The sequence below is a fragment of the Nocardia sp. NPDC127579 genome (assembly GCF_042672005.1).
Lineage (GTDB): Bacteria > Actinomycetota > Actinomycetes > Mycobacteriales > Mycobacteriaceae > Nocardia.
Genome location: NZ_JBHXVZ010000005.1, coordinates 152,729 through 172,711, shown reverse-complemented (window position 1 = coordinate 172,711; position 19,983 = coordinate 152,729). Strand labels below are relative to the sequence as shown.

Below are 19,983 nucleotides of genomic sequence, written 5' to 3'. Positions count from 1 at the left end.
AATGCGGTGCGCGGACCTGTCTTTCAGCGGGTTCCGAGGGGCAGCCCCCGGATCATGGGTTCAGCCCCGCAAGGCTTCAGCCCCGGATCATGTTGCGCAGCACGTACTGCAGGATGCCGCCGTTGCGGTAGTAATCCGCTTCACCGGGGGTGTCGATCCGGACCACCGCGTCGAAGGTGATCTTCTCACCGTTCTCCTTGGTGGCGGTTACCTTCAGAGTCTTCGGAGTCACACCCTCGTTCAGCTTGGTGATGCCCTCGATGTCGAAGGTCTCGGTGCCGTCCAGCTTCAGCGACGCGGCCGACTCACCGGCCGGGAACTGCAGCGGGATGACGCCCATGCCGATCAGGTTCGAACGGTGGATGCGCTCGAAGGACTCGGTGATGACGGCCTTGACGCCGAGCAGGCTGGTGCCCTTGGCGGCCCAGTCACGCGAGGAACCCGAGCCGTACTCCTTGCCGCCCAGCACGACCAGCGGGATGCCCGCGGCCTGGTAGTTCTGCGAGGCGTCGTAGATGAACGCCTGCGGGCCACCGTCCTGGGTGAAGTCGCGGGTGTAGCCGCCCGAGACGTCGTCCAGCAGCTGGTTGCGCAGCCGGATATTGGCGAAGGTGCCGCGGATCATGACCTCGTGGTTGCCGCGACGCGAGCCCAGGGAGTTGTAGTCCTTGCGCTCGACACCGTGCGAGTCGAGGTACTGCGCGGCCGGGGTGCCCGGCTTGATCGGACCGGCCGGGGAGATGTGGTCGGTGGTGACCGAGTCGCCCAGCAGCGCCAGCACGCGCGCGCCCGAGATGTCCTGGACCGGAACCGGTTCCATCGCCATGCCGTCGAAGTACGGCGCCTTGCGGACGTAGGTGGAGTTCTCGTCCCACGCGAAGGTGTCGCCCTCGGGGGTGTTCAGACCCTGCCAGCGCTCGTCGCCCGCGAAGACGGTGGCGTAGGACTTGGTGAACATGTCCCGGCTGATCGCGGCCTTGATGGTGTCGTCGATCTCCTGCGGCGAGGGCCAGATGTCCTTCAGGAACACGTCGTTGCCGTCGGTGTCCTGGCCCAGGGCGTCGGTCTCGAAGTCGAAGTCCATGGTGCCCGCGAGCGCGTAGGCGATGACCAGCGGCGGGGAGGCCAGGTAGTTCATCTTCACGTCGGGGGAGATGCGACCCTCGAAGTTGCGGTTACCGGAGAGCACCGCGGTAACCGAGAGGTCGTTGTCGTTGATCGCCTTGGAGATCTCCTCCGGCAGCGGACCGGTGTTGCCGATGCAGGTGGTGCAGCCGAAGCCACCCACGTAGAAGCCGAGCTTCTCGAGGTACGGCCACAGACCGGCCTTCTCGTAGTAGTCGGCGACGACCTGCGAACCCGGGGCCATGTTGGTCTTCACCCACGGCTTGGACGCCAGGCCCTTCTCCACGGCGTTGCGAGCCAGCAGTGCCGCGCCGATCATGACCGACGGGTTGGAGGTGTTGGTGCAGGAGGTGATGCCCGCGACCACGACGGCGCCGTGGTCGAGCACGAAATCACCGCGCTCCGGATCGGAGACCTTGACCGGCTTGGTCGGGCGGCCGATGGCGCCGTTGGCGGCCGACGGCAGGATCGCGTCGTCGTCGGCGAAGGACAGCACGGCGGGATCGGACGCAGGGAAGGACTCCTCGACGGCCTCGTCCAGGTGCGAGTGCGGGGTGGCCGCGGCGGGGCCGCCCTCACCGTCGTTGGTGTAGTTGTGGATGTCCTTGCGGAACGCGGTCTTGCTGTCCGACAGCAGGATCCGGTCCTGCGGGCGCTTCGGGCCGGCGATGGACGGCACCACGGTGCCCAGGTCCAGCTCCAGGTACTCGGAGTAGGCGGGCTCCTTGGCGGCGTCGTGCCACATGCCCTGTTCCTTGGCGTACGCCTCGACCAGCGCGAGCTGCTCGTCGGTGCGGCCGGTCAGGCGCAGGTAGTTGATGGTCTCCTCGTCGATCGGGAAGATCGCCGCGGTGGAACCGAATTCGGGGCTCATGTTGCCCAGGGTGGCGCGGTTGGCCAGCGGCACCTCGGACACGCCGGCGCCGTAGAACTCGACGAACTTGCCGACCACACCGTGCTTGCGCAGCATGTCGGTGACGGTGAGCACGACGTCGGTGGCGGTGACGCCCGGCTTGATCTCACCGGTCAGCTTGAAGCCGACGACGCGCGGGATCAGCATGGAGACCGGCTGGCCCAGCATGGCGGCCTCGGCCTCGATGCCGCCGACGCCCCAGCCCAGCACGCCCAGGCCGTTGACCATGGTGGTGTGCGAGTCGGTGCCGACGCAGGTGTCGGGGTAGGCCTGGCCGTTGCGGACCATGACGGTGGGGGCCAGGTACTCGATGTTGACCTGGTGCACGATGCCCATGCCCGGCGGGACGACGCGGAAGTCGTCGAAGGCGCCCTGGCCCCAGCGCAGGAACTGGTAACGCTCGCCGTTGCGCTCGTACTCCAGGTCGACGTTGCGCTCGAGGGCGTCGGCGCGGCCGAAGACATCGAGGATGACCGAGTGGTCGATGACCATGTCGGCGGGGGAGAGCGGGTTGACCTTGTTCGGGTCGCCGCCGAGGGCGGTGACGGCCTCACGCATGGTGGCGAGGTCGACCACACAGGGGACACCGGTGAAGTCCTGCATGATCACGCGGGCGGGCGTGAACTGGATCTCGGTGTCGGGCTGGGCGTTCGGGTCCCAGTTGGCGATGGCGCGGATGTGGTCGGCGGTGATGTTGGCGCCGTCCTCGGTGCGCAGCAGGTTCTCCGCGAGGACCTTCAGGGCGTAGGGGAGTTTCTCGGTGCCCGGCACGGCCGAGAGACGGAAGATCTCGTAGGAGTTGCTTCCGACCTCGAGGGTGCCCTTGGCGCCGAAAGTATCGATACTTTTCGTCACGTCAGCTCCACTCGTCTGTGAGGGTGGCCGTCGGCGGGGCTGTGCCGTCGGCCTACGTTTTCGGAGGATTCGCCCCGGAAGGCGCTGGTTCCTCGCGTGTTCGAGCTTAACAGTACGCTTGTCCTGTGAAACGGCCGGGGCCGCATGGCGGCCCGTTCGCGGGCGTCGCTCCCCGAATCCGACTCCGCCTCGCGTACTGTGCTTTCGAACTATTCGGGGTGTACCCACCCCGTAGTGATGGATGCCCGTCGCCTCGCCTGCCGATGCGGCTCGACAGACCGGATGGAAGATGACCGTCTCCTACACATCGGTATTCACGCCCGTGGCCACCTGGCTTCCGGACCCGATCACCGAGAAGACCATCAAGAACGTCATCATTCCCGATCTTGCCGACGATCACGTCGCCAATTTGACCAGCAAACCCATGCCGCAGCTGGCGACGATCGCCGCCGAAGCCCGGTCCCAGGGGATCGAGCTCAGCATCGTGGTGATTCCCGGCAATCCAGGACACGACTCGAGCCTACGTGACTTGGCCACCGAGGTCGGCAAGAGCCAGCACGGCACCGTCGTCGTCTTCAGCGACGACTGGATCGGCACCAGCAGCGATTCGATCAGCCGGGTGCGGCTGGAATGGGCCGAGGATGCGGCCAAGAACCTCCATGCCGGGCACACTGCTGAGGCGGCTCGGATCTTCACCGATCGGCTGGAGACGGGGGATGGGCTGTCCTGGACCGCAATAGCCAGTGTGTTGCTAGCGGGTGCCGTACTCGGCATTCCCGCGCTGTATTTCGTGAAATCTCGGCGGCGTGCGACCGAGTCCGAGGTCGAATCGCCGGTCGTCGGTACATCGCACAGCTAGTTTTCCAAACGGTCGGTTCGCTTTTCGTTTCTTCTGCTGATTTTCGGTTGGTCAGCGCTCTGACCAGTATGAATTACGTCGATGGGATTCTGTTACTAGAGTTTCTTTAGTGGCAGAAGTGTCGTACGGTTCCTGTGAGCTCAAACCCGCCAGGCTGGATCTCGAATCCGTGGAGGTGCGATGCGCAGGAACGGCGACCCAGTCATGCGGCGCCCGATATCGGTCGCCCTCGGATTGCTGACCTGCGTGGTCCTGGTGCTGACCGCGAGCCAGGGCGTGGCCGCGCCGCCCGCGCCACCGAACCCCAGCGACGGTGAGATCGCCGAGGCGGGCGCACAGGTCGACGCGCGAGTCGGGGAAGTCGGTGCGCTGATCAACGAGGTTGCCGCCGCCGAATCGCAGCTGCAGGAGCTCGACGCCGCGGTCGCCGCCAGACGCGAGGCCGTGAACAAAGCCCTCGTCGATCTCCGGATCGCGCGCGAGGCGGCCGATGCCGCCGCCGCCCACGTCGTCCGGACGCAGAGCGAATTGACCTCCGCCGCAGGCGAAGTCGAGCAGGCTCGGAAGAACTTCGACAGTTTCGCCACCCAGGCCTACACCCGGCCCGGCATGAACTCGATGCTCAGCCACCTCGGAGCCGACAGCCCCGGCGACGCCATCGACCGCTCCCAGATCATCGGGCTGATCACCAAGAACAAACAGCAGATGCTGACCGAGCTGCGCCGCGCCCAGATCGACCTGGGAAACAAGAACTCCACCGCGCGCCAGGCCAAGGCCGAGGCCGACGCCGCCGCGGCGACCGCCGAACAGAAGAAGCTCGAGGCCGAGCAGGCGGTCGCGGCGGCCAAGGCCGCGCTCGAAGCGCAGACCGCGCGGCGCGACCAGTTGCGCGCGGACCGCGCCGCCGCGCAGACCCGGCTCGACCAGGCCCGCACCAATGTCGCCGGGCTGCAAGGACAGCGGGAAGCGTTCATCGCGTGGGAGGACCGCCGGCGCGCCGAGGAAGCCGAGTTGCGCCGGGCCGCCGCGGAAGCCCGGGCTCGCGCCGGTGGTGATCAGGCCGCCCAGGATCGTGCCGCGGCGCTGGCCGAAGGGCACCGCCCGCACACCGCGTTCGACGACGACGGCAGCCCCCGGGCTCGCACGACCCGCCCGAGTCATCCGTCGGTCAACGGCGCGGCGGCGATCGAGATCGTGGTCGACCGCGCTCTGTCCCAGCTCGGCGTGATCTACGCGTGGGGTGGCGGCGACGAGAACGGGCCCACGCTGGGTATCCGCGACGGCGGCGTCGCGGATGCGCACGGTGATTTCGAGAAGATCGGCTTCGACTGCTCCGGCCTGATGATCTTCGCTTTCGCCGGTATCGGCCTGTCCCTGCCGCATTACAGCGGCTACCAGTACACGATGGGCACCCGGGTGCCGGTGGAGGAGCGCCGCCGCGGCGACATGCTCTTCTGGGGCGCCAACGGTTCCGAGCACGTCGCGATGTACCTGGGTGACGGCCAGATGGTCGAGGCGCCGCAGTCCGGTGACGTGGTCAAGGTGACCCCGGTCCGCGAGGGCGGGATCATGCCCTACGCGGTACGGCTCATCGACTGAATTCGGCCGGGCCGAAGCCGGCGCCGAGCCCTGCCAGCCGCTCGATCGCGTACTCGGGGTCGTGCAGGGCTTCCGGGGTGTGCGGGCCCCCGGGGAGCGCGGTTCCGCGCAGGGTGAGCATGCGTTCCACGCCGAGCGCGACGCCCAACGCGGTCAGGGGTCGCTGGCCGTCGTGGTGGGTGAGGTGGTGGGTGGACGACCCCGGCCGGCCTGCCGGATCGGTGCCGGACAGGTCGATGCGCAGATGCGTCGAGGGCCGCCCGCCGGCTCGGCGGCCGGGTGACTCCCCGACGGCCAGATCGAATCGGACGTTCGGGGCCCCGGTCGCGAGCGCGAGGCTCGGCACATCCAGGATCCCGACGGTCTGGGCGGCGAAGACGACGCCGTCGAGGTGGATCTCGGTGGGGGAGTCGGGGATCCAGGTGAAGACACCGTCGCGACGCTCCAGCCCGGCGGTGCCGGCGGCGGCCCACCGTTCCAGGTCGGCCAGGCCCGCGGGACCGCCGGAGTCCAGTTCGTCCAGGACCGCGCCGATGCGGATCGAATCGACGCGATCGAAGGCGCGGGCGGCGTGCAGGGTGACCAGAACGGCGAGACCGGCCAGGTAGTGGCTCGCGATCAGCACCGGGGTCGGGTTGCCGCGGTGAGCGCCGGCGACGAGTTCCGGCGCGGTGTCGACCAGGCCACTGGAGATGCTCAGGTAGGGCAGGCCGTGGTCCTGCGCGTATCCGAGACCGTGCAGGTGGCTGTCCCACACCGTGGCGACGACGGCGGAATGCGCGCGTTCGCCCAAGCCCAGGTCCGGGCGGGTGAGGTCGACGGTGACCGCGTCGGCGTGGCCGAGACGGTCGGCGACCCGCCGGGCGCGGTCGAGGTCGCGGCCCGCGATGGTGAACGGCAGGTCGGGATGCCACCGGCGCAGCAGGGCGGCGGTGTCGCTGCCCGCTTGGCCCGAACCGCCCAGGAAGAGAACTGATTTCGGCACTAGGTGTCCTCTCGAAGCTAAGCTACAGAATGTAACCTACACTTTGTAGCTTAAGCTGGACGCCGACCGCAAGGGAGGACGAATGCCCGCACCGACACAGCGGTTGGCCAAACCGGCCCGCCGGGAACAGTTGCTGGATGTCGCCATGACGATCGTGCGCGAGCGCGGCGCCGACGAATTGACTCTGCTCACCCTCGCCGAGGCGGCGGGTGTCAGCCGGCCGATCGTCTACGACCACTTCGGCACCCGGCCGGGTCTGCTGCTGGCGCTGTACCAGCGCCTCGAGCAGCGGCACCGCGCCGAGACGGCGCGGGCGCTGCGCGATGCCGAGCCGGCTCCGGCGGCGGTAGCGGGTGTCCTGAGCGCCGCGTACTTCGCCTGCGCCACCGAGATGCCCGAGTTCACCGCGGTCTCGGCGGCGCTGAAGGGGGATCGGGAGATGGAGGCGCGGCAGCGGGAGTTGCTCGAGCACTACACCGAACTGATGGCCGGCGCGCTGCGGCCGTACTCGTCGCTCGAACCCGCCGCGCTGCAGCTGCGCTGCGTGGGCGTGCTGGGTGCGGCGGAATCGATTGCCGCGGAGCTGAATTCGGGGCGCATCGGCGCGCCCGCCGCGGTGGCGGCGCTGACCGACCTGATCGCAGGGGGTTGGTGAGCGCCGGACCGCCTACTTCGCCGGTGGGGTGAGCGCGGCCTGCATGGCCACGCCGTCGACATAGGTGTGCTTCTCGGTGACGGCGCCGTCGGCGACCAGGACCAGGTCCATGATGTCGACCTCGACGGGATTGCCGACGGTGGAGGTGCCGGTCAGGGTCCAGCGGACGGTCCAGTAGTCCGCGCCGACGCGCAGATCGACCAGGGTGAAGGTGAGGTCGGGGACGAGCGCGAAGTTCGCGGCCGCGGCGGCGCGGATCTCGTCGCGGCCGCGGGCGGGCTTGCCGCCGGAGTGCAGGTGGAAGATCGAGTCGGGGGTGTGCAGGGCGGCGATGCGGTCGGGGTCGCGATCGGCCCAGCAGGCGTGGTAGCGCTCGAAGAGGGCGCGGGTGGATTCGGACATGGCGGCGTCTCCTCAGAAACAAACAGGTTGCCTGTATGTTCAGTCATGAGCCGGATCCGGTCAAGGGGTGCAATAGACTTCGACGTCGCCATGAACACAGAGCGCCGCACCCAGGCCGAACGCTCGGCGACCACCCGCGCCGTCGTCGTGCGCGTGGCGCGTGAGCTGTTCGGCCGCAACGGCTACGACGCGGTGTCCACGGTCGCGGTCGCCGCCGCCGCGGGCGTCAGCCGGGGCGCGCTGTATCACCAGTTCAGCGGCAAGAAGGAGTTGTTCGAGGCGGTCTTCGAGGACCTGGAACGCGATCTGGTCGAGGTGATCGGCGCGGCCGTCGACCGCGCACGGGCCCCCGACCCGATCGCGGGGCTTATCGTCGGCTGCCTGGCCTGTCTACAGGCCTCGACCACGCCCGAGGTGCGACGGATCGCCCTGCTGGACGGGCCCGCCGTGCTCGGCTGGGCCCGCTGCCGCGAGATCGAACTTCGGCACACCATCCGCATGGTCGAGGACACCCTCGCCGCGGCGATCGACTCGCACCACATCCGGCCGCAGCCGGTGCGGCCGCTGGCCCTTGTCATCGTCGGCGCGCTGGACGAGGCGGCGCAGATTCTGGCGCATTCCCCGGACGAGAGCGCGGACACCGACACCGTGCGCGCGGTGGTCGAGCAGCTCATTTCCGGTCTCGTCGTCGAGCCGTAATACCCCCGCGTACGAAACGAATTTCGACGATCGCGGAGCCGGTTGCGGCGAGGACGGCTATTCAATGGAATAGTTGGGGCTGCACGCACAGGACCAAGGCGAAAGCGGGGATGTTGGTGACTTCGACGGACAAAGTCAGTGGGGCGGATCTGGCGAAAGATGCGCCGGAGCCCCCGTCGGGCACCCTGGAACGTGACGTTCAGACCCTCGAGAAGGCGATCTACGAGGTCAAGCGGGTGATCGTCGGCCAGGACCGGCTGGTCGAACGGTTGCTCGTCGGTGTGCTCGCGCGCGGCCACGTGCTGCTCGAAGGTGTCCCGGGTATCGCGAAAACCCTTGCGGTCGAGACCTTCGCGAAGGTGGTCGGCGGCTCCTTCTCCCGCGTCCAGTTCACGCCCGACCTGGTGCCCACCGACCTCATCGGTACCCGCATCTACCGGCAGGGCCGCGAGCAGTTCGATACCGAACTCGGCCCGGTCGTAGCGAATTTCGTGCTCGCCGACGAGATCAACCGCGCACCGGCCAAGGTGCAGTCGGCGCTGCTCGAAGTGATGGCCGAGCGGCATGTCTCGATCGGCGGCAAGACCTACCCGATGCCCGATCCGTTCCTGGTCATGGCCACCCAGAACCCGATCGAGAGCGAAGGCGTGTATCCGCTGCCCGAGGCGCAGCGGGACCGCTTCCTGTTCAAGGTGGTCGTCGACTACCCGTCGGTCGAGGAAGAGCGCGAGATCATCTACCGGATGGGCGTCGCCCCGCCGGAAGCCAAGACGATCCTGGAGCCCGAGGAGCTGATCCGCCTCCAGAAGGTCGCCGCCAACACCTTCGTGCACCACGCGCTGGTCGACTACGTCGTCCGGGTCATCGCCGCCACCCGCAAACCGCTCGACTTCGGTATGCAGGATGTCGCGAGCTGGATCGCCTACGGGGCCTCGCCGCGCGCCAGCCTCGGCATCATCGCCGCCGCGCGCGCGGTCGCGCTGATCCGCGGCCGTGATTACGTGGTTCCGCAGGATGTCGTCGAGGTGATCCCGGATGTGCTGCGCCACCGCTTGGTCCTGTCCTACGACGCGCTGGCCGACGAGGTCACCCCGGAGGACGTGATCAAGCGGGTGCTGCAGACGGTCGGCCTGCCGCAGGTCGCCCCGCAGGCGGTCACCCCGAACGCCGCGCCCGCGCCGGCTCCCGCCAATGCCGCGCCGCCGCAGCAGATTCCGCAGCCGCCGCAGCAGACACCGGCGCTGTCGCAGGCGTCCGGCAACAACCAGCCCAAGTGACGGCGGCCCGGACGATCATGCCCACGCACGCACCACCGTCCTTCCGTGCCGGTGAGCTGACCGACCCGAAGTTGACGGCGGCGCTGAAAACCCTGGAGCTCACCGTGCGCCGCCGCCTCGACGGCGTGCTGCACGGCGACCACCTGGGCCTGATCCCGGGCCCGGGTTCCGAGCCGGGGGAGGCGCGCACCTACCAGCCGGGTGACGATGTGCGGCAGATGGATTGGTCGGTCACCGCCCGTACCACCCACCCGCATGTGCGGCAGATGATCGCCGACCGCGAGCTGGAGACCTGGATGGTGGTCGACCTGTCGGCCAGCCTGGATTTCGGCACGGCGGCCTGTCAGAAGCGCGATCTCGCGATCGCGGCGGCCGCGGCGATCACCCATCTCACCAGCGGCGGCGGTAATCGGATCGGCGCGGTGGTGGCGACCGGTGAACAGCTGGTGCGCATTCCGGCGCGCAGTGGCCGGGTGCACGCGCAGTCGCTGCTGCGCGGTATCGCCACCACGCCGCACGCGCGTGACGGTGTGCGCGGCGATCTGTGCGCCGGTATCGAATCGCTGCGCCGTCCGCAGCGCAAACGTGGCCTGGCCGTGGTCATCTCCGATTTTCTCGGTGAGATCGATTGGCAGCGTTCGCTGCGCGCGATCTCGGCGCGCCACGATCTGCTGGCGGTGGAGGTGCTCGACCCCCGTGATCTGGCGCTGCCCGACGTGGGCGATGTGGTGCTGCACGATCCGGAGACCGGTCGCACCCGCGAATTCAGTGTGACACCCACGCTGCGCGCGGATTTCGCGGCGGCCGCTCAGCGGCACCGGCTCCAGGTCGAGCAGGCGCTGCGTTCGTGCGGCGCGCCGGTATTGACCTTGCAGACCGACCGGGACTGGATCGCCGATGTGGTCCGGTTCGTGTCCACCCGGCGCCAAAGTCTCAGTGGCGCCCCGAGCGGACGGGCCCCGCGGCAGTGAGCATTTCGCATTTCACCGCGCTGATCTGGCTCGGTTTCCTCGTTGTCATCGCACTCATTCTGCTCGGCTATGTACTCGTGCAGCGCGGCCGGCACAAGCGCATGCTGACCTTCGCGAATATGGAGCTGCTGGAGCGGGTGGCTCCGGCTCGGCCGTCTCCGGCGCGGCATGTGCCGATCGCCCTGATGCTGGTCGGCCTGGTGCTGCTCACCATCGCCGCCGCCGGGCCGACCGCGGTCAAGAAGGTGGCGCGCAACCGGGCGACGATCATGCTGGTCATGGACGTGTCGCTGTCCATGCAGGCCACCGACGTGTCGCCGAGCCGGCTGCATGTCGCGCAGAAGACCAGTAAGGACTTCGTCGACGGTCTGCCGCAGGGGCTCAATATCGGGTTCGTGACGTTCGCGGGCACCGCGTCGGTCATGGTGTCGCCCACGGTCGATCACGAGGCCGTGAAGGTCGCGATCGACAATGTGCGCCTGGCCGAGCGCACCGCGACCGGTGAGGGCATTCTGACCGCGATCCAGGCGATCGAAACGCTGGGCACGGTGCTGGGCGGCGGGTCCGAGCCGCCACCGGCGCGCATCGTCCTGATGTCCGACGGTAAGCAGACGGTGCCCGCGTTCGAGGACGTGGACAATCCGCGGCACGAGTTCGTGGCGGCCCGGCTCGCCAAGAACAAGAACATCCCGATCTCGACCATTTCCTTCGGCACCAGCTGGGGCAAGGTGGAGATTCCGCGCGAGGGCGGTGGTGTCGACGAGGTCCCGGTCGCGGTCGACGACGACGCGATGCGGGAGCTGGCGAAGCTGTCCGGCGGCGAGTTCTACACGGCCGCTTCGCTACAGGAGCTGACCAGGGTCTACGACACGCTGGAACAGCAGATCGGCTACGAGCTGACCCGAGGCGACGCCAGTCGGCCGTGGTTGCTGTTCGGCCTGCTGATCACCTCCGCGGGCGTGATCTCGGGTCTGCTGCTGCGCCAACGCCTTCCGTGACGCCGAAGCTGGAAGTGGAAGTGCCCCACACTGTTTCGGTGTGACTCTGATCGAAGCTGTGGACCGGGTGCGAACTGCTCGGCTAGTGTTGCCCGCGCCGGGTATCCGTCCGGCGATGGGTGGCGTCCTCGAGGAGTTGGGGACGCCACAGCATTAGGGGTAGTGGGAAATGATGAGAAAACTCGCGGGCGTATTGGCGCTGTCCGGCGCTGTCGCGATGGGCGGCGCCGGGTTGGCTTCGGCCTCTCCCGATGGGATCTTCAAGTTCTACGCGGATCGCAGCCAGGCGTCGTGGGATCAGTGTGAACGGGAAAAGGGGCGCTACCAGTACTGCAAACTGGTCGAGGTCGAGCAAGGACTGTGGAAGGTCGCCCTGGCGAACTTCTCCGCCGGTTAGGCCGAGCAGCCGATGGGCGGCACCGCATCGCGGTGCCGCCCATCGGCGTTTCATGAGAGAACCGGTGCCGAACACTGTGATTTTTCCAGGGGTGGCCGAGTCGAGATGATCGGCGCCCACCAGCTAGATTGGTCCCCATGTCGAACGTCACTTCCCGGTCGGTCCTGGTCACTGGCGGTAACCGCGGTATCGGACTCGCGGTCGCGCAGCGCCTGCTCGCCGATGGCCACAAGGTGGCCGTCACGCATCGTGGGTCGGGGGTGCCGGACGGGCTCTTCGGCGTGAAATGCGATGTGACGGATACGGATTCGGTGGACGCGGCGTTCACCGAGGTGGAACAGCACCAGGGTCCGGTCGAGGTGCTGGTCGCCAATGCGGGCATCACCGACGACACGCTGCTCATGCGCATGACCGAGGAGCAGTTCACCAAGGTCATCGACGCCAACCTGACCGGCGCCTTCCGCTGCGCCAAGCGGGCCAATCGCGCCATGCTGCGGGCCAAGTGGGGCCGGATGGTCTTCCTGGGCTCGGTCGTCGGCATGATGGGCCAGGCCGGGCAGATCAACTACGCCTCCTCCAAGGCGGGTGTCATCGGCCTGGCGCGTTCGGTCACTCGCGAGCTCGGCTCGCGCAACATCACCGCGAACGTCGTGGCGCCCGGCTTCATCGAAACCGATATGACGGCGGATCTGCCCGAGGACATGAAGGAAATGGTCGAGAAGTACATCCCGCTGCGGCGGGTCGGCCAGCCCGAGGATGTCGCCGCCGTGGTCAGCTTCCTGGCCTCGGAGGATTCGCGGTATGTCTCCGGCGCCGTCATCCCGGTCGACGGCGGCATGGGCATGGGCCACTGACCGACACATCGACCACGATCACAGGAGAACCTACCGTCCCATGAGTGGATTGCTCGCAGGCAAGACCGTCCTGATCACCGGCATCATCACCGATTCCTCCATTGCCTTCTCCGCGGCCGCGGTCGCGCAGGAGCAGGGAGCGAAGGTGATCATCACCGGCATCCCGGAGCGGTTGCGCCTCATCGACCGGATCGCCAAGCGCCTGCCGCAGGAGGTCCCCCCGGCGATCCCGCTGGATGTCACCAACGAGGAGAACCTGGCGGCGCTGGCCGACCGGCTGCGCGAGCTCGCGCCCGAGGGCATCGACGGCGTGCTGCACTCGATCGCGTTCGCGCCCAAGACCCTGATGGGTCCGGACGCGGTGCCGTTCCTCGAGGGGCCCGGCCCGGACGTCGCGAAATCCTTCGAGATCTCCGCGTGGAGTTACGCCTCGCTGGCGCGCGCCGTGCTGCCGGTGATGAACGAGCGCGGCTCGATCGTCGGCATGGATTTCGATCCGCGCACCGCGATGCCGTACTACAACTGGATGGGCGTTTCCAAGGCCGCGCTGGAATCGGTGAACCGGTACGTGGCCCGGGAAGTGGGTTACGCCAAGAAGATTCGCTCCAACCTGATCGCCGCCGGCCCGGTCAAGACGCTCGCGGCGAAGGCCATCGCGGGCACCGCGACCGACGACGCGAAGCAGCTGCGCCAGCTCGACATGTACTGGGACGGCGCGTCGCCGATCGGCTGGGACGGCGCCGACGCGCGCGCGGTCGGCAAGTCGATCTGCGCGCTGCTCTCGGATTGGCTGCCCGCCACCACCGGGTCGATCATCTACGTCGACGGTGGGGCCAGCCACAACATGTGGTTCCCGCCGGAAGGCTTCGAGGTCAACTGACTCGATGACTGCCGGCGCCCTGCTGCTGCTGTCCTTCGGCGGTCCGGAACGGCCCGAGGACGTGATGCCGTTCCTGGAGAACGTCACTCGGGGCCGGGGTGTGCCGCGCGCCCGGCTCGAGGAGGTCGCGCAGCACTACCTGCACTTCGGTGGGGTCTCGCCGATCAACGCGCTCAATCTGGCGATTATCGCCGCGGTCGAGCGCGAGCTGGCGGCCGCCGGTATCGAGCTGCCGGTGTATTTCGGTAACCGGAACTGGCATCCGATGGCGGAGGACACCGTCGCGCGCATGGCCGCCGACGGTGTCGGCTCGGCACTGGTGTTCCCGACCTCGGCGTGGGGCGGATACTCGGGGTGCCTGCAATATCAGGAGGACATCGTCCGGGCGCGGGCGGCCCTCGGTGCGGGCGCGCCGTGGCTGGTGAAGCTGCGGCAGTATTTCGACCATCCGCTGCTGATCGCGTCCTTCGCCGACGCGATTCGCGCTGCCGTACAGCGGATTCCGGAGCAGCGGCGGGATCGGGTGCGCCTGGTGTTCACCGCGCACTCGATCCCGGTGTCCGCCGATGTCGCCGCGGGTCCGCCCGCCGACGGTGGTCATCTCTACAGCCGTCAGGTCGCCGAGGCCGCGCGGCTGTGCGCGGCGGCGACCGGATTCGACGAGTACGACGTGGTATGGCAGTCGCGGTCCGGGCCGCCGCAGGTGCCGTGGCTGGAACCCGACATCGTCGATCATCTGGATGTGCTGTCCGGCAAGGGCGTCGACGCGGTCGTGGTGTGCCCGGTCGGTTTCGTCTCCGATCATCTCGAGGTGATCTGGGATCTCGACAACGAGGCCGCGGACAAGGCCGCCGAACTCGGCATGGCCTTCGCGCGTGCCGCCACCCCCGGCGCCGACCCGCGATTCGCCGAGCTGGTGGTGGAATTGGTGCGCGAGCAGCTGATCGGTGTGCCCGCGCGCCGCCTCGGCGCGGTGCCCGGTTACGGCTGCACGGTCGACGGCGCGCCGTGCGCGACCGGCTGCTGCGCGCTGCCCCGCCGCTGAAGCGAGTCGAACATGTGGTGACGAACCCGGCCCCGGGTTGCGTCCACGCGGTCGTGCACTACCATCAGTCCGGTCCTCGGCCCTTGGGCCACAAATCATTTCGACGGGGGAGGCCCATCGTTGTTCGGTGATGTCCTGGCGAACGCCAACCTGCTAGCCGTGCAGGCACTCCAGCTGACATCCGCCACGGAAACATTCGAGGCGCGCAGAGGCGGCGGCGGGAGCAGTAGCAGCTCCTGCAACCCCGATTACGAGGAATGTGACGACGACAGCTGGATCCTGTGGGTCTTCCTCGCGATCGTCATCGTCGTCGTGGCGTTCTATGTCATTCGCTGGATTGTGCGGCAGCAGGCCGATCGGCCCTCGCCGCCGCCGTTCCAGCCGCCGCAGCAGCAATTCCAGCCGCCGCAGCAACAGCAGTTCCAGCAGCAGCCGCCGCAGCAGTACGGCCAGCAGCCGGGCTACCCGCAGCAGCAGCCGTACGGTCAGCAGCAGCCCGGCCACTACCCGCCGCAGGGCTATCCGCAGCCGGGATATCCGCAGCAGCAGGGTTATCCGCCGCAGCAGTACCCGCCGCAGGGGCAGTATCCACAGCGGTAGAACGAGGTTTTTCGGCCGGGGTTCGCGACATCGGGAGGCGCGCACCCCGGCCGAAGGCGTATCTAGTGGCCGCCGCGCGCGGCGGCGTGCACCGCGACCAGCCGGGCGGCGCGAATGGCGGTCCAGAGTGGGCGCAGCAGATCTTCCTGGGCGTTGATGGCGGTCGCCGAGGTCGGGGCCGACGCCGGTTCGCGCTGGGCGACGGTGAGAATGGCGGCGACGTGATCGGCGGTGTCGAGGATTCGCCGGGCGCGCAACGGGATCGACTCGGGATAGTCGTGGCGGGAGTAGGCGGCGAGCTCGGCTTCGATCAGCTCGCGCGGATCGTAGTCGGCGGCGCTGGCCGAGGTGGTATGGAGTTTCATCAGCGCGTCGGCCGCGTCCCGCACCGCCTCGCGCATCGTGAACTCGGCCTCGCCGAGCGGCATGTCGTCCATGGGGGCGGGCGGGATCGGCACGGTGTAGACCGTCCACTGCAACGAGCCGTCCTCGTCGAGATAGGGGATGAGGCCGGTACCCGTACGGCCCGGCACGCCGATCAGCAGCCCCTGCTCCGATTCGACGGCGTCGGCGGCGAACTCGGTGCCCACCGGTAGCCCGCGCACGTCACCGGGGACCGGCAGCACCAGGCGCAGTTGCGACCCGGGCGCGGCCATCGCCTCGCGAATCACCTTGAGCAGCGCCATGACTCCACTGCCCGTGGTGTTGCCGTGCGCGGACCACGGCAGATCGGTGCGACCGCCGGTGACCGGATCACCCGCGGCGATGGTGTGGCGCGGCGCCCAGGCGTGTAGTGCCTCCAGCACATCGTCGGGCGCGCTGGAACCGGCCAGCCAGGAGCCGGCCCACACCGTCAGAGTGGCACTTGGTGAGCACATAATTATCGAGCATAAAGGGTTCGCGCCGCCGGTGGGCGGCGCGTCCACAACCCTTGTGAGCTGGGCCCCGTTACTCCGGCGCTGTGCTCGACCTCGCGGAGCTCACGGCCCTGCGTGGTTACGCTGCGCTATCGCCTCCGGGCCTGAGCTCACTCCGCGGTGACGAAGTCGATCAGCCGCTCGACCGCCCCGATCAACGGTGACTCCAGATCGCGGAACGAGTCCACGGCGTTGTAGACCCGCCGCCAGCCCTCCTGCGGCGTGCCCCACCCGAGGCGCCGGCAGATGCCGGTCTTCCAGTCCTCACCGCGCGGCACCGTGGGCCACGCCTCGATACCGACCGCGGCCGGGCGCACGGCCTGCCAGACGTCGATGAACGGATGCCCCGTGACCATGACGTAGGGTCCGAGACCGGTGGTCAGCTGCGTTTCCTTGGACCCGGTGACCAGGTGATCGACCAGCACGCCCACCCGCTGGCCCGGGCCCGGATCGAAGTCGGTGAGCCGCTGCGCGAGATTGTCCAATCCCTCGAGGTGTTCCACCACAACACCTTCCACGCGCAGGTCGTGTCCCCAGACCCGTTCGACGAGCGCCGCGTCGTGCACGCCCTCCACCCAGATCCGGCTGCCGCGGGCGACGCGCGCCCGCAATCCCTCGACCCGCGTGGAACCGGACGCCGACCGCGTGGGCTGCCGCGGCGCGGCCACCGCGGGCTTGACCAGGGTCACCGGCCGGCCGTCGATCAGGAACGCCGCCTCCCGCAGGGCGAACAGGCGGACCGCGCCGCGCGCGTCCTCGAGTTTCACGAACTCGCCGTCGTAGCTGCGGTCGAAACCGACCACGGCGCCGCAGAATCCGGTCGCGGCATCCTCCACGACGAGATCGGGTTCGGCAACCACGGTCGGTACCGCGCGCTTTCTGGTTCGGGAATGTCCGGAGAAGATGTCGCCGTAGCCCTCGGGTCCGCTCACCCCGCCGAACCTAGCACCGTCGCCGTGGGTTTCATCGTCATGGCACCGAGATCTATTGGCTACCCCAAGATCAGCGCCGCGGCCTACAGTGGAATGCGTGGCCGCAATAGTTTGGCTGGTCGCGGGCATACTGCTCGCGGCGGCCGAGATGCTCACCGGTGACCTGACCTTGCTCATGCTCGGCGCCGCCGCACTGGGCACGGCCGGGGTGAGCGCCGTCGCGGACACCTCCCTGGTGGTCGATGCCGTGATCTTCGGTGTGATCGCCGCCGTCCTGATCCTGGGCCTGCGTCCGCTGCTGCGCCGCCGCTTCGGCACCCCGCCGCCGATCCCGACGAATGTCGACGCACTGCTGGGCCGGGAGGCGCTGGTGCTCGAGCAGGTCGGCGCGCACGCGGGCCTGGTGAAGTTGGGCGGGGAGCGGTGGACGGCGCGCCCGATGGACCCGGCCGAGGTCTACGAGCCGGGCACCACCGTCAGTGTCTGGAAGATCGACGGCGCCACCGCCGTCGTCTGGAAGGGGCCGTAATGGCTGTACTCGTCGTCGCCGCCGTACTCATCCTCTTATTCGTGGTGGTGGTGTTCAAATCCATCGCCCTGGTGCCGCAGGCGGAGGCCGCGGTCATCGAACGTCTGGGCCGGTATTCGCGCACGGTGTCGGGCCAGCTGACCTTCCTGGTGCCCTTCGCCGACCGGATCCGCGCCAAGGTCGATCTGCGCGAACGGGTGGTGTCGTTCCCGCCGCAGCCGGTGATCACCCAGGACAACCTCACCCTGCAGATCGATTCGGTGGTGTACTTCCAGGTCACCAGCCCGCAGGCGGCGGTCTACGAGATCAGTAACTACATCGCCGCGGTCGAGCAGCTCACGGTCACCACGCTGCGCAATGTGGTCGGCGGCATGACCCTGGAGGAGACGCTCACCTCCCGCGACCAGATCAACAACCAGCTGCGCGGCGTGCTCGACGAGGCCACCGGGCGCTGGGGCCTGCGGGTGGCGCGGGTGGAGCTCAAGGCCATCGATCCGCCGCCGTCGATCCAGGAGTCGATGGAGAAGCAGATGAAGGCCGACCGTGAGAAGCGCGCCATGATCCTCACCGCCGAGGGCCAGCGCGAATCCCAGATCAAGACAGCCGAGGGCGCCAAGCAGGCGCAGATCCTGTCCGCCGAGGGCGGCAAGCAGTCCTCGATCCTGGCGGCCGAAGGCGAGCGGCAGAGCCGCATCCTGCGGGCCCAGGGTGAACGCGCGGCGGCCTACCTGCAGGCGCAGGGGCAGGCCAAGGCGATCGAGAAGGTCTTCGCCGCAATCAAGTCCGGCAAGCCGACGCCGGAACTGCTTGCCTACCAGTACATGCAGACGCTGCCAATGGTGGCGCGCGGCGACGCCAACAAGGTGTGGCTGGTGCCCAGTGATTTCGGCAAGGCCCTGGAGGGTTTCGCCAAGAGTTTCGGCACCCAGGGCGAAGACGGCGTATTCCGTTACGAGCCACCGGAATCCGACGGTTCTTCGACGCCGATCACCGACGACTCCGAGGTTGCCGACTGGTTCGACACCGCGCCCGACCCGACCATCGAGAAGGCCGTGCGAGCGGCCGAGGCGACGGCGCGCACCTCGGTCGAGGGCTTCGGCGTGCCGCCGCAAACCCCGGCGCCGTCGCCGCATCAGCAGGTCCTGCCGAAGCAGGAGGAACAGCCGCCGCAGCTGGAGAAGCCGCAACCGGCCGAACCGCCCCACGACGAGCGTCCCGGGTACGGCCGGCCGTGGCAGCCGCCGGAGAACTACCGCCAGTAGTCAGCTGGTCTTGCGCGGCCGGGGGCCGATGGCATCGAGCAGGGCGTTCACCTCGTCGCCGAAGCCATTGGTGACCTGCTTGGGCGTCTTGGCGGGGAACCGCTTGGTGACGTGTTCCTCGGCCGCGGAACCCTCCAGCACATAGACGGGTTCGGCCTTGTTCTGGAGCGGTCGCACCACCTCGTCCAGATGTCGGCGGCGGCTGTCCAGGAACGGCCCGATCACGTCCGTACCGGCCGGGCACACCGCCATGCAGTACCCGGCCTTGTAGTTCGGCTTGAACGACAGGCTCTGCCACATCGAGAACGATTCGCCGCGGCTGACCCGCTCGGTGTAGTCGGCGCGGCTGTCACTGTCGGCCAGGGTCTCGGCCCAGTCGGTGAAGCCGCCCATGAATTCCCGGTAGTTGTGGGTGTAGCAGGCCTGGAAATCGAAGTTGTCCTCCATCACCGCGCCCACCGGGCAGGCCGAGATGCACAGCTTGCACTCCAGGCACGGATTGAAATCCAGTGCGGCGGTGGGTTCGTCGACCGCGGCGTCGGTGACCACGGTGCCGAGCAGGATGAAGTTGCCGAACTCCGGATGGATGACATTGCGGTGAATGCCCATCACGCCGAGCCCGGCGGCCTGGGCGATCACCTTGTGTTCGAGCACCCAGATCCGCCCCGGGAACTGCTCGACCTCCATGGGATAGCCGGGCGCGGGATAGACCGCGCGGTAGCCCGCGTCCTGGAGGGCGCGGGTGATCCGGCGCGACACCTCGTTGGTGTCGTCGTCGGCGTGATTGAACTCGGCATTGGCCAGACTGCGGTGCGGCGCGCGCAGATTGTCGCGGTTCATGCGCACACAGAACGCGATGTAGGTGCGCGCGCTGGGCAGGATGCCGCGCGCGTGCTCGAGTTCCGCGGCGACGGCGGGATCGTCGACGGTGACGAAGCCCGCGTCGTCGGCTCCGGCCTCGAGGCAGATCTCACGGAGTCGCGCCGCGCTCAGCACCGGCGGGGGTGTGGTGCGTTCGCGGTCGCGCATGGCGGCGACGGTCGGATGGTCCGCCAGCCGCCGCCCCGTTGGTTCGTTGTCCTGTTCCGACATCGGCCCTCCTGGTATCGCGAGGCCGATCCGGCCTCGCTGGGTAGACGGCGCGGGGCGCTGGAATTCATCGGTGCGCGCGGTGATTCGTCCGAAATCTCTTGGTGGGGAACGACTGTGCGACCGATTCCCACCCACGG

Annotated in this window: 20 protein-coding genes; 14 read left to right on the top strand and 6 right to left on the bottom strand. The window is 68.4% G+C overall.

The window, feature by feature from the left end; translation table 11 throughout:
* Window positions 1-76: 76 nt before the first annotated feature.
* The gene (locus tag ACFVMC_RS18855) at window positions 77-2,893 is read right to left on the bottom strand and encodes an aconitate hydratase (RefSeq protein WP_379211844.1); all 2,817 of its coding nucleotides are present in this window, start codon (window positions 2,891-2,893) and stop codon (window positions 77-79) included.
* 289 nt (window positions 2,894-3,182) lie between these two features.
* On the opposite strand from ACFVMC_RS18855, the gene ACFVMC_RS18850 reads away from it, so the two are divergent.
* Together ACFVMC_RS18850 and ACFVMC_RS18845 are read left to right on the top strand one after the other, a co-directional pair.
* Window positions 3,183-3,752, top strand: coding sequence for a DUF6676 family protein (locus ACFVMC_RS18850; RefSeq protein ID WP_379211842.1), 570 nt, complete (start codon window positions 3,183-3,185; stop codon window positions 3,750-3,752).
* Between the two features lie 204 nt (window positions 3,753-3,956).
* The gene (locus ACFVMC_RS18845) at window positions 3,957-5,351 is read left to right on the top strand and encodes an NlpC/P60 family protein (RefSeq protein ID WP_379211840.1); all 1,395 of its coding nucleotides are present in this window, start codon (window positions 3,957-3,959) and stop codon (window positions 5,349-5,351) included.
* On the opposite strand, the gene ACFVMC_RS18840 is transcribed toward ACFVMC_RS18845, so the two are convergent.
* On the bottom strand, window positions 5,341-6,336 hold the full coding sequence (locus ACFVMC_RS18840; protein WP_379211839.1) for a saccharopine dehydrogenase: 996 nt from the start codon (window positions 6,334-6,336) through the stop codon (window positions 5,341-5,343). The two genes, ACFVMC_RS18845 and ACFVMC_RS18840, sit on opposite strands and share 11 nt — an antisense overlap.
* Window positions 6,337-6,418: 82 nt before the next feature.
* Here ACFVMC_RS18840 and ACFVMC_RS18835 point away from each other — a divergent pair, with 82 nt between their 5' ends.
* Window positions 6,419-6,991 carry a TetR/AcrR family transcriptional regulator gene (locus ACFVMC_RS18835; protein WP_379211837.1) on the top strand — a complete coding sequence of 191 codons (573 nt, stop codon included), beginning with the start codon at window positions 6,419-6,421 and terminating at the stop codon, window positions 6,989-6,991.
* Window positions 6,992-7,003: 12 nt separating this feature from the next.
* Here ACFVMC_RS18835 and ACFVMC_RS18830 read toward each other — a convergent pair whose 3' ends face one another.
* Window positions 7,004-7,393 (bottom strand): nuclear transport factor 2 family protein, encoded by a 390-nt coding sequence (locus tag ACFVMC_RS18830; protein WP_379211835.1) that lies wholly within the window; start codon window positions 7,391-7,393, stop codon window positions 7,004-7,006.
* A 90-nt stretch (window positions 7,394-7,483) separates the two neighbouring features.
* On the opposite strand from ACFVMC_RS18830, the gene ACFVMC_RS18825 reads away from it, so the two are divergent.
* From ACFVMC_RS18825 to ACFVMC_RS18785, 9 genes are all read left to right on the top strand, one after another.
* Window positions 7,484-8,092, top strand: coding sequence for a TetR/AcrR family transcriptional regulator (locus ACFVMC_RS18825; protein WP_379211833.1), 609 nt, complete (start codon window positions 7,484-7,486; stop codon window positions 8,090-8,092).
* 110 nt (window positions 8,093-8,202) lie between these two features.
* The gene (locus ACFVMC_RS18820) at window positions 8,203-9,369 is read left to right on the top strand and encodes an AAA family ATPase (protein WP_379211832.1); all 1,167 of its coding nucleotides are present in this window, start codon (window positions 8,203-8,205) and stop codon (window positions 9,367-9,369) included.
* Between the two features lie 17 nt (window positions 9,370-9,386).
* Window positions 9,387-10,340, top strand: coding sequence for a DUF58 domain-containing protein (locus ACFVMC_RS18815; RefSeq protein ID WP_379211830.1), 954 nt, complete (start codon window positions 9,387-9,389; stop codon window positions 10,338-10,340).
* A complete protein-coding gene (locus ACFVMC_RS18810; RefSeq protein WP_379211828.1) occupies window positions 10,337-11,338 on the top strand; it encodes a VWA domain-containing protein in 1,002 nt (333 codons plus the stop codon). Before ACFVMC_RS18815 ends, ACFVMC_RS18810 begins: the two co-directional genes overlap by 4 nt.
* A 169-nt stretch (window positions 11,339-11,507) precedes the next feature.
* Window positions 11,508-11,735 carry a hypothetical protein gene (locus ACFVMC_RS18805; protein ID WP_379211826.1) on the top strand — a complete coding sequence of 76 codons (228 nt, stop codon included), beginning with the start codon at window positions 11,508-11,510 and terminating at the stop codon, window positions 11,733-11,735.
* Between the two features lie 137 nt (window positions 11,736-11,872).
* Window positions 11,873-12,589: a 3-oxoacyl-ACP reductase FabG1 gene (fabG1, locus tag ACFVMC_RS18800; protein WP_379211824.1), complete on the top strand. Its 717-nt coding sequence runs from the start codon at window positions 11,873-11,875 to the stop codon at window positions 12,587-12,589.
* A gap of 40 nt (window positions 12,590-12,629) precedes the next feature.
* Complete coding sequence (inhA, locus tag ACFVMC_RS18795) at window positions 12,630-13,469, top strand: NADH-dependent enoyl-ACP reductase InhA (RefSeq protein ID WP_379211822.1); 840 nt, start codon at window positions 12,630-12,632, stop codon at window positions 13,467-13,469.
* Window positions 13,470-13,473: 4 nt separating this feature from the next.
* The gene (locus tag ACFVMC_RS18790) at window positions 13,474-14,514 is read left to right on the top strand and encodes a ferrochelatase (RefSeq protein WP_379211820.1); all 1,041 of its coding nucleotides are present in this window, start codon (window positions 13,474-13,476) and stop codon (window positions 14,512-14,514) included.
* A 120-nt stretch (window positions 14,515-14,634) separates the two neighbouring features.
* The gene (locus ACFVMC_RS18785; protein WP_379211818.1) at window positions 14,635-15,114 is read left to right on the top strand and encodes a hypothetical protein; all 480 of its coding nucleotides are present in this window, start codon (window positions 14,635-14,637) and stop codon (window positions 15,112-15,114) included.
* A 62-nt stretch (window positions 15,115-15,176) separates the two neighbouring features.
* Here ACFVMC_RS18785 and ACFVMC_RS18780 read toward each other — a convergent pair whose 3' ends face one another.
* Together ACFVMC_RS18780 and ACFVMC_RS18775 are read right to left on the bottom strand one after the other, a co-directional pair.
* Complete coding sequence (locus ACFVMC_RS18780) at window positions 15,177-15,992, bottom strand: hypothetical protein (RefSeq protein ID WP_379211816.1); 816 nt, start codon at window positions 15,990-15,992, stop codon at window positions 15,177-15,179.
* A 149-nt stretch (window positions 15,993-16,141) separates the two neighbouring features.
* Window positions 16,142-16,963: a DUF3097 domain-containing protein gene (locus ACFVMC_RS18775; protein WP_379211815.1), complete on the bottom strand. Its 822-nt coding sequence runs from the start codon at window positions 16,961-16,963 to the stop codon at window positions 16,142-16,144.
* A 97-nt stretch (window positions 16,964-17,060) separates the two neighbouring features.
* On the opposite strand from ACFVMC_RS18775, the gene ACFVMC_RS18770 reads away from it, so the two are divergent.
* Window positions 17,061-17,492: an NfeD family protein gene (locus ACFVMC_RS18770; RefSeq protein ID WP_379211813.1), complete on the top strand. Its 432-nt coding sequence runs from the start codon at window positions 17,061-17,063 to the stop codon at window positions 17,490-17,492.
* On the top strand, window positions 17,492-18,754 hold the full coding sequence (locus tag ACFVMC_RS18765) for an SPFH domain-containing protein (protein WP_379211811.1): 1,263 nt from the start codon (window positions 17,492-17,494) through the stop codon (window positions 18,752-18,754). Before ACFVMC_RS18770 ends, ACFVMC_RS18765 begins: the two co-directional genes overlap by 1 nt.
* Here ACFVMC_RS18765 and ACFVMC_RS18760 read toward each other — a convergent pair whose 3' ends face one another.
* Entirely contained in the window at window positions 18,755-19,846 is a 1,092-nt protein-coding gene (locus ACFVMC_RS18760; RefSeq protein WP_379211809.1) for a (4Fe-4S)-binding protein, read from the bottom strand.
* Window positions 19,847-19,983 lie beyond the last annotated feature (137 nt).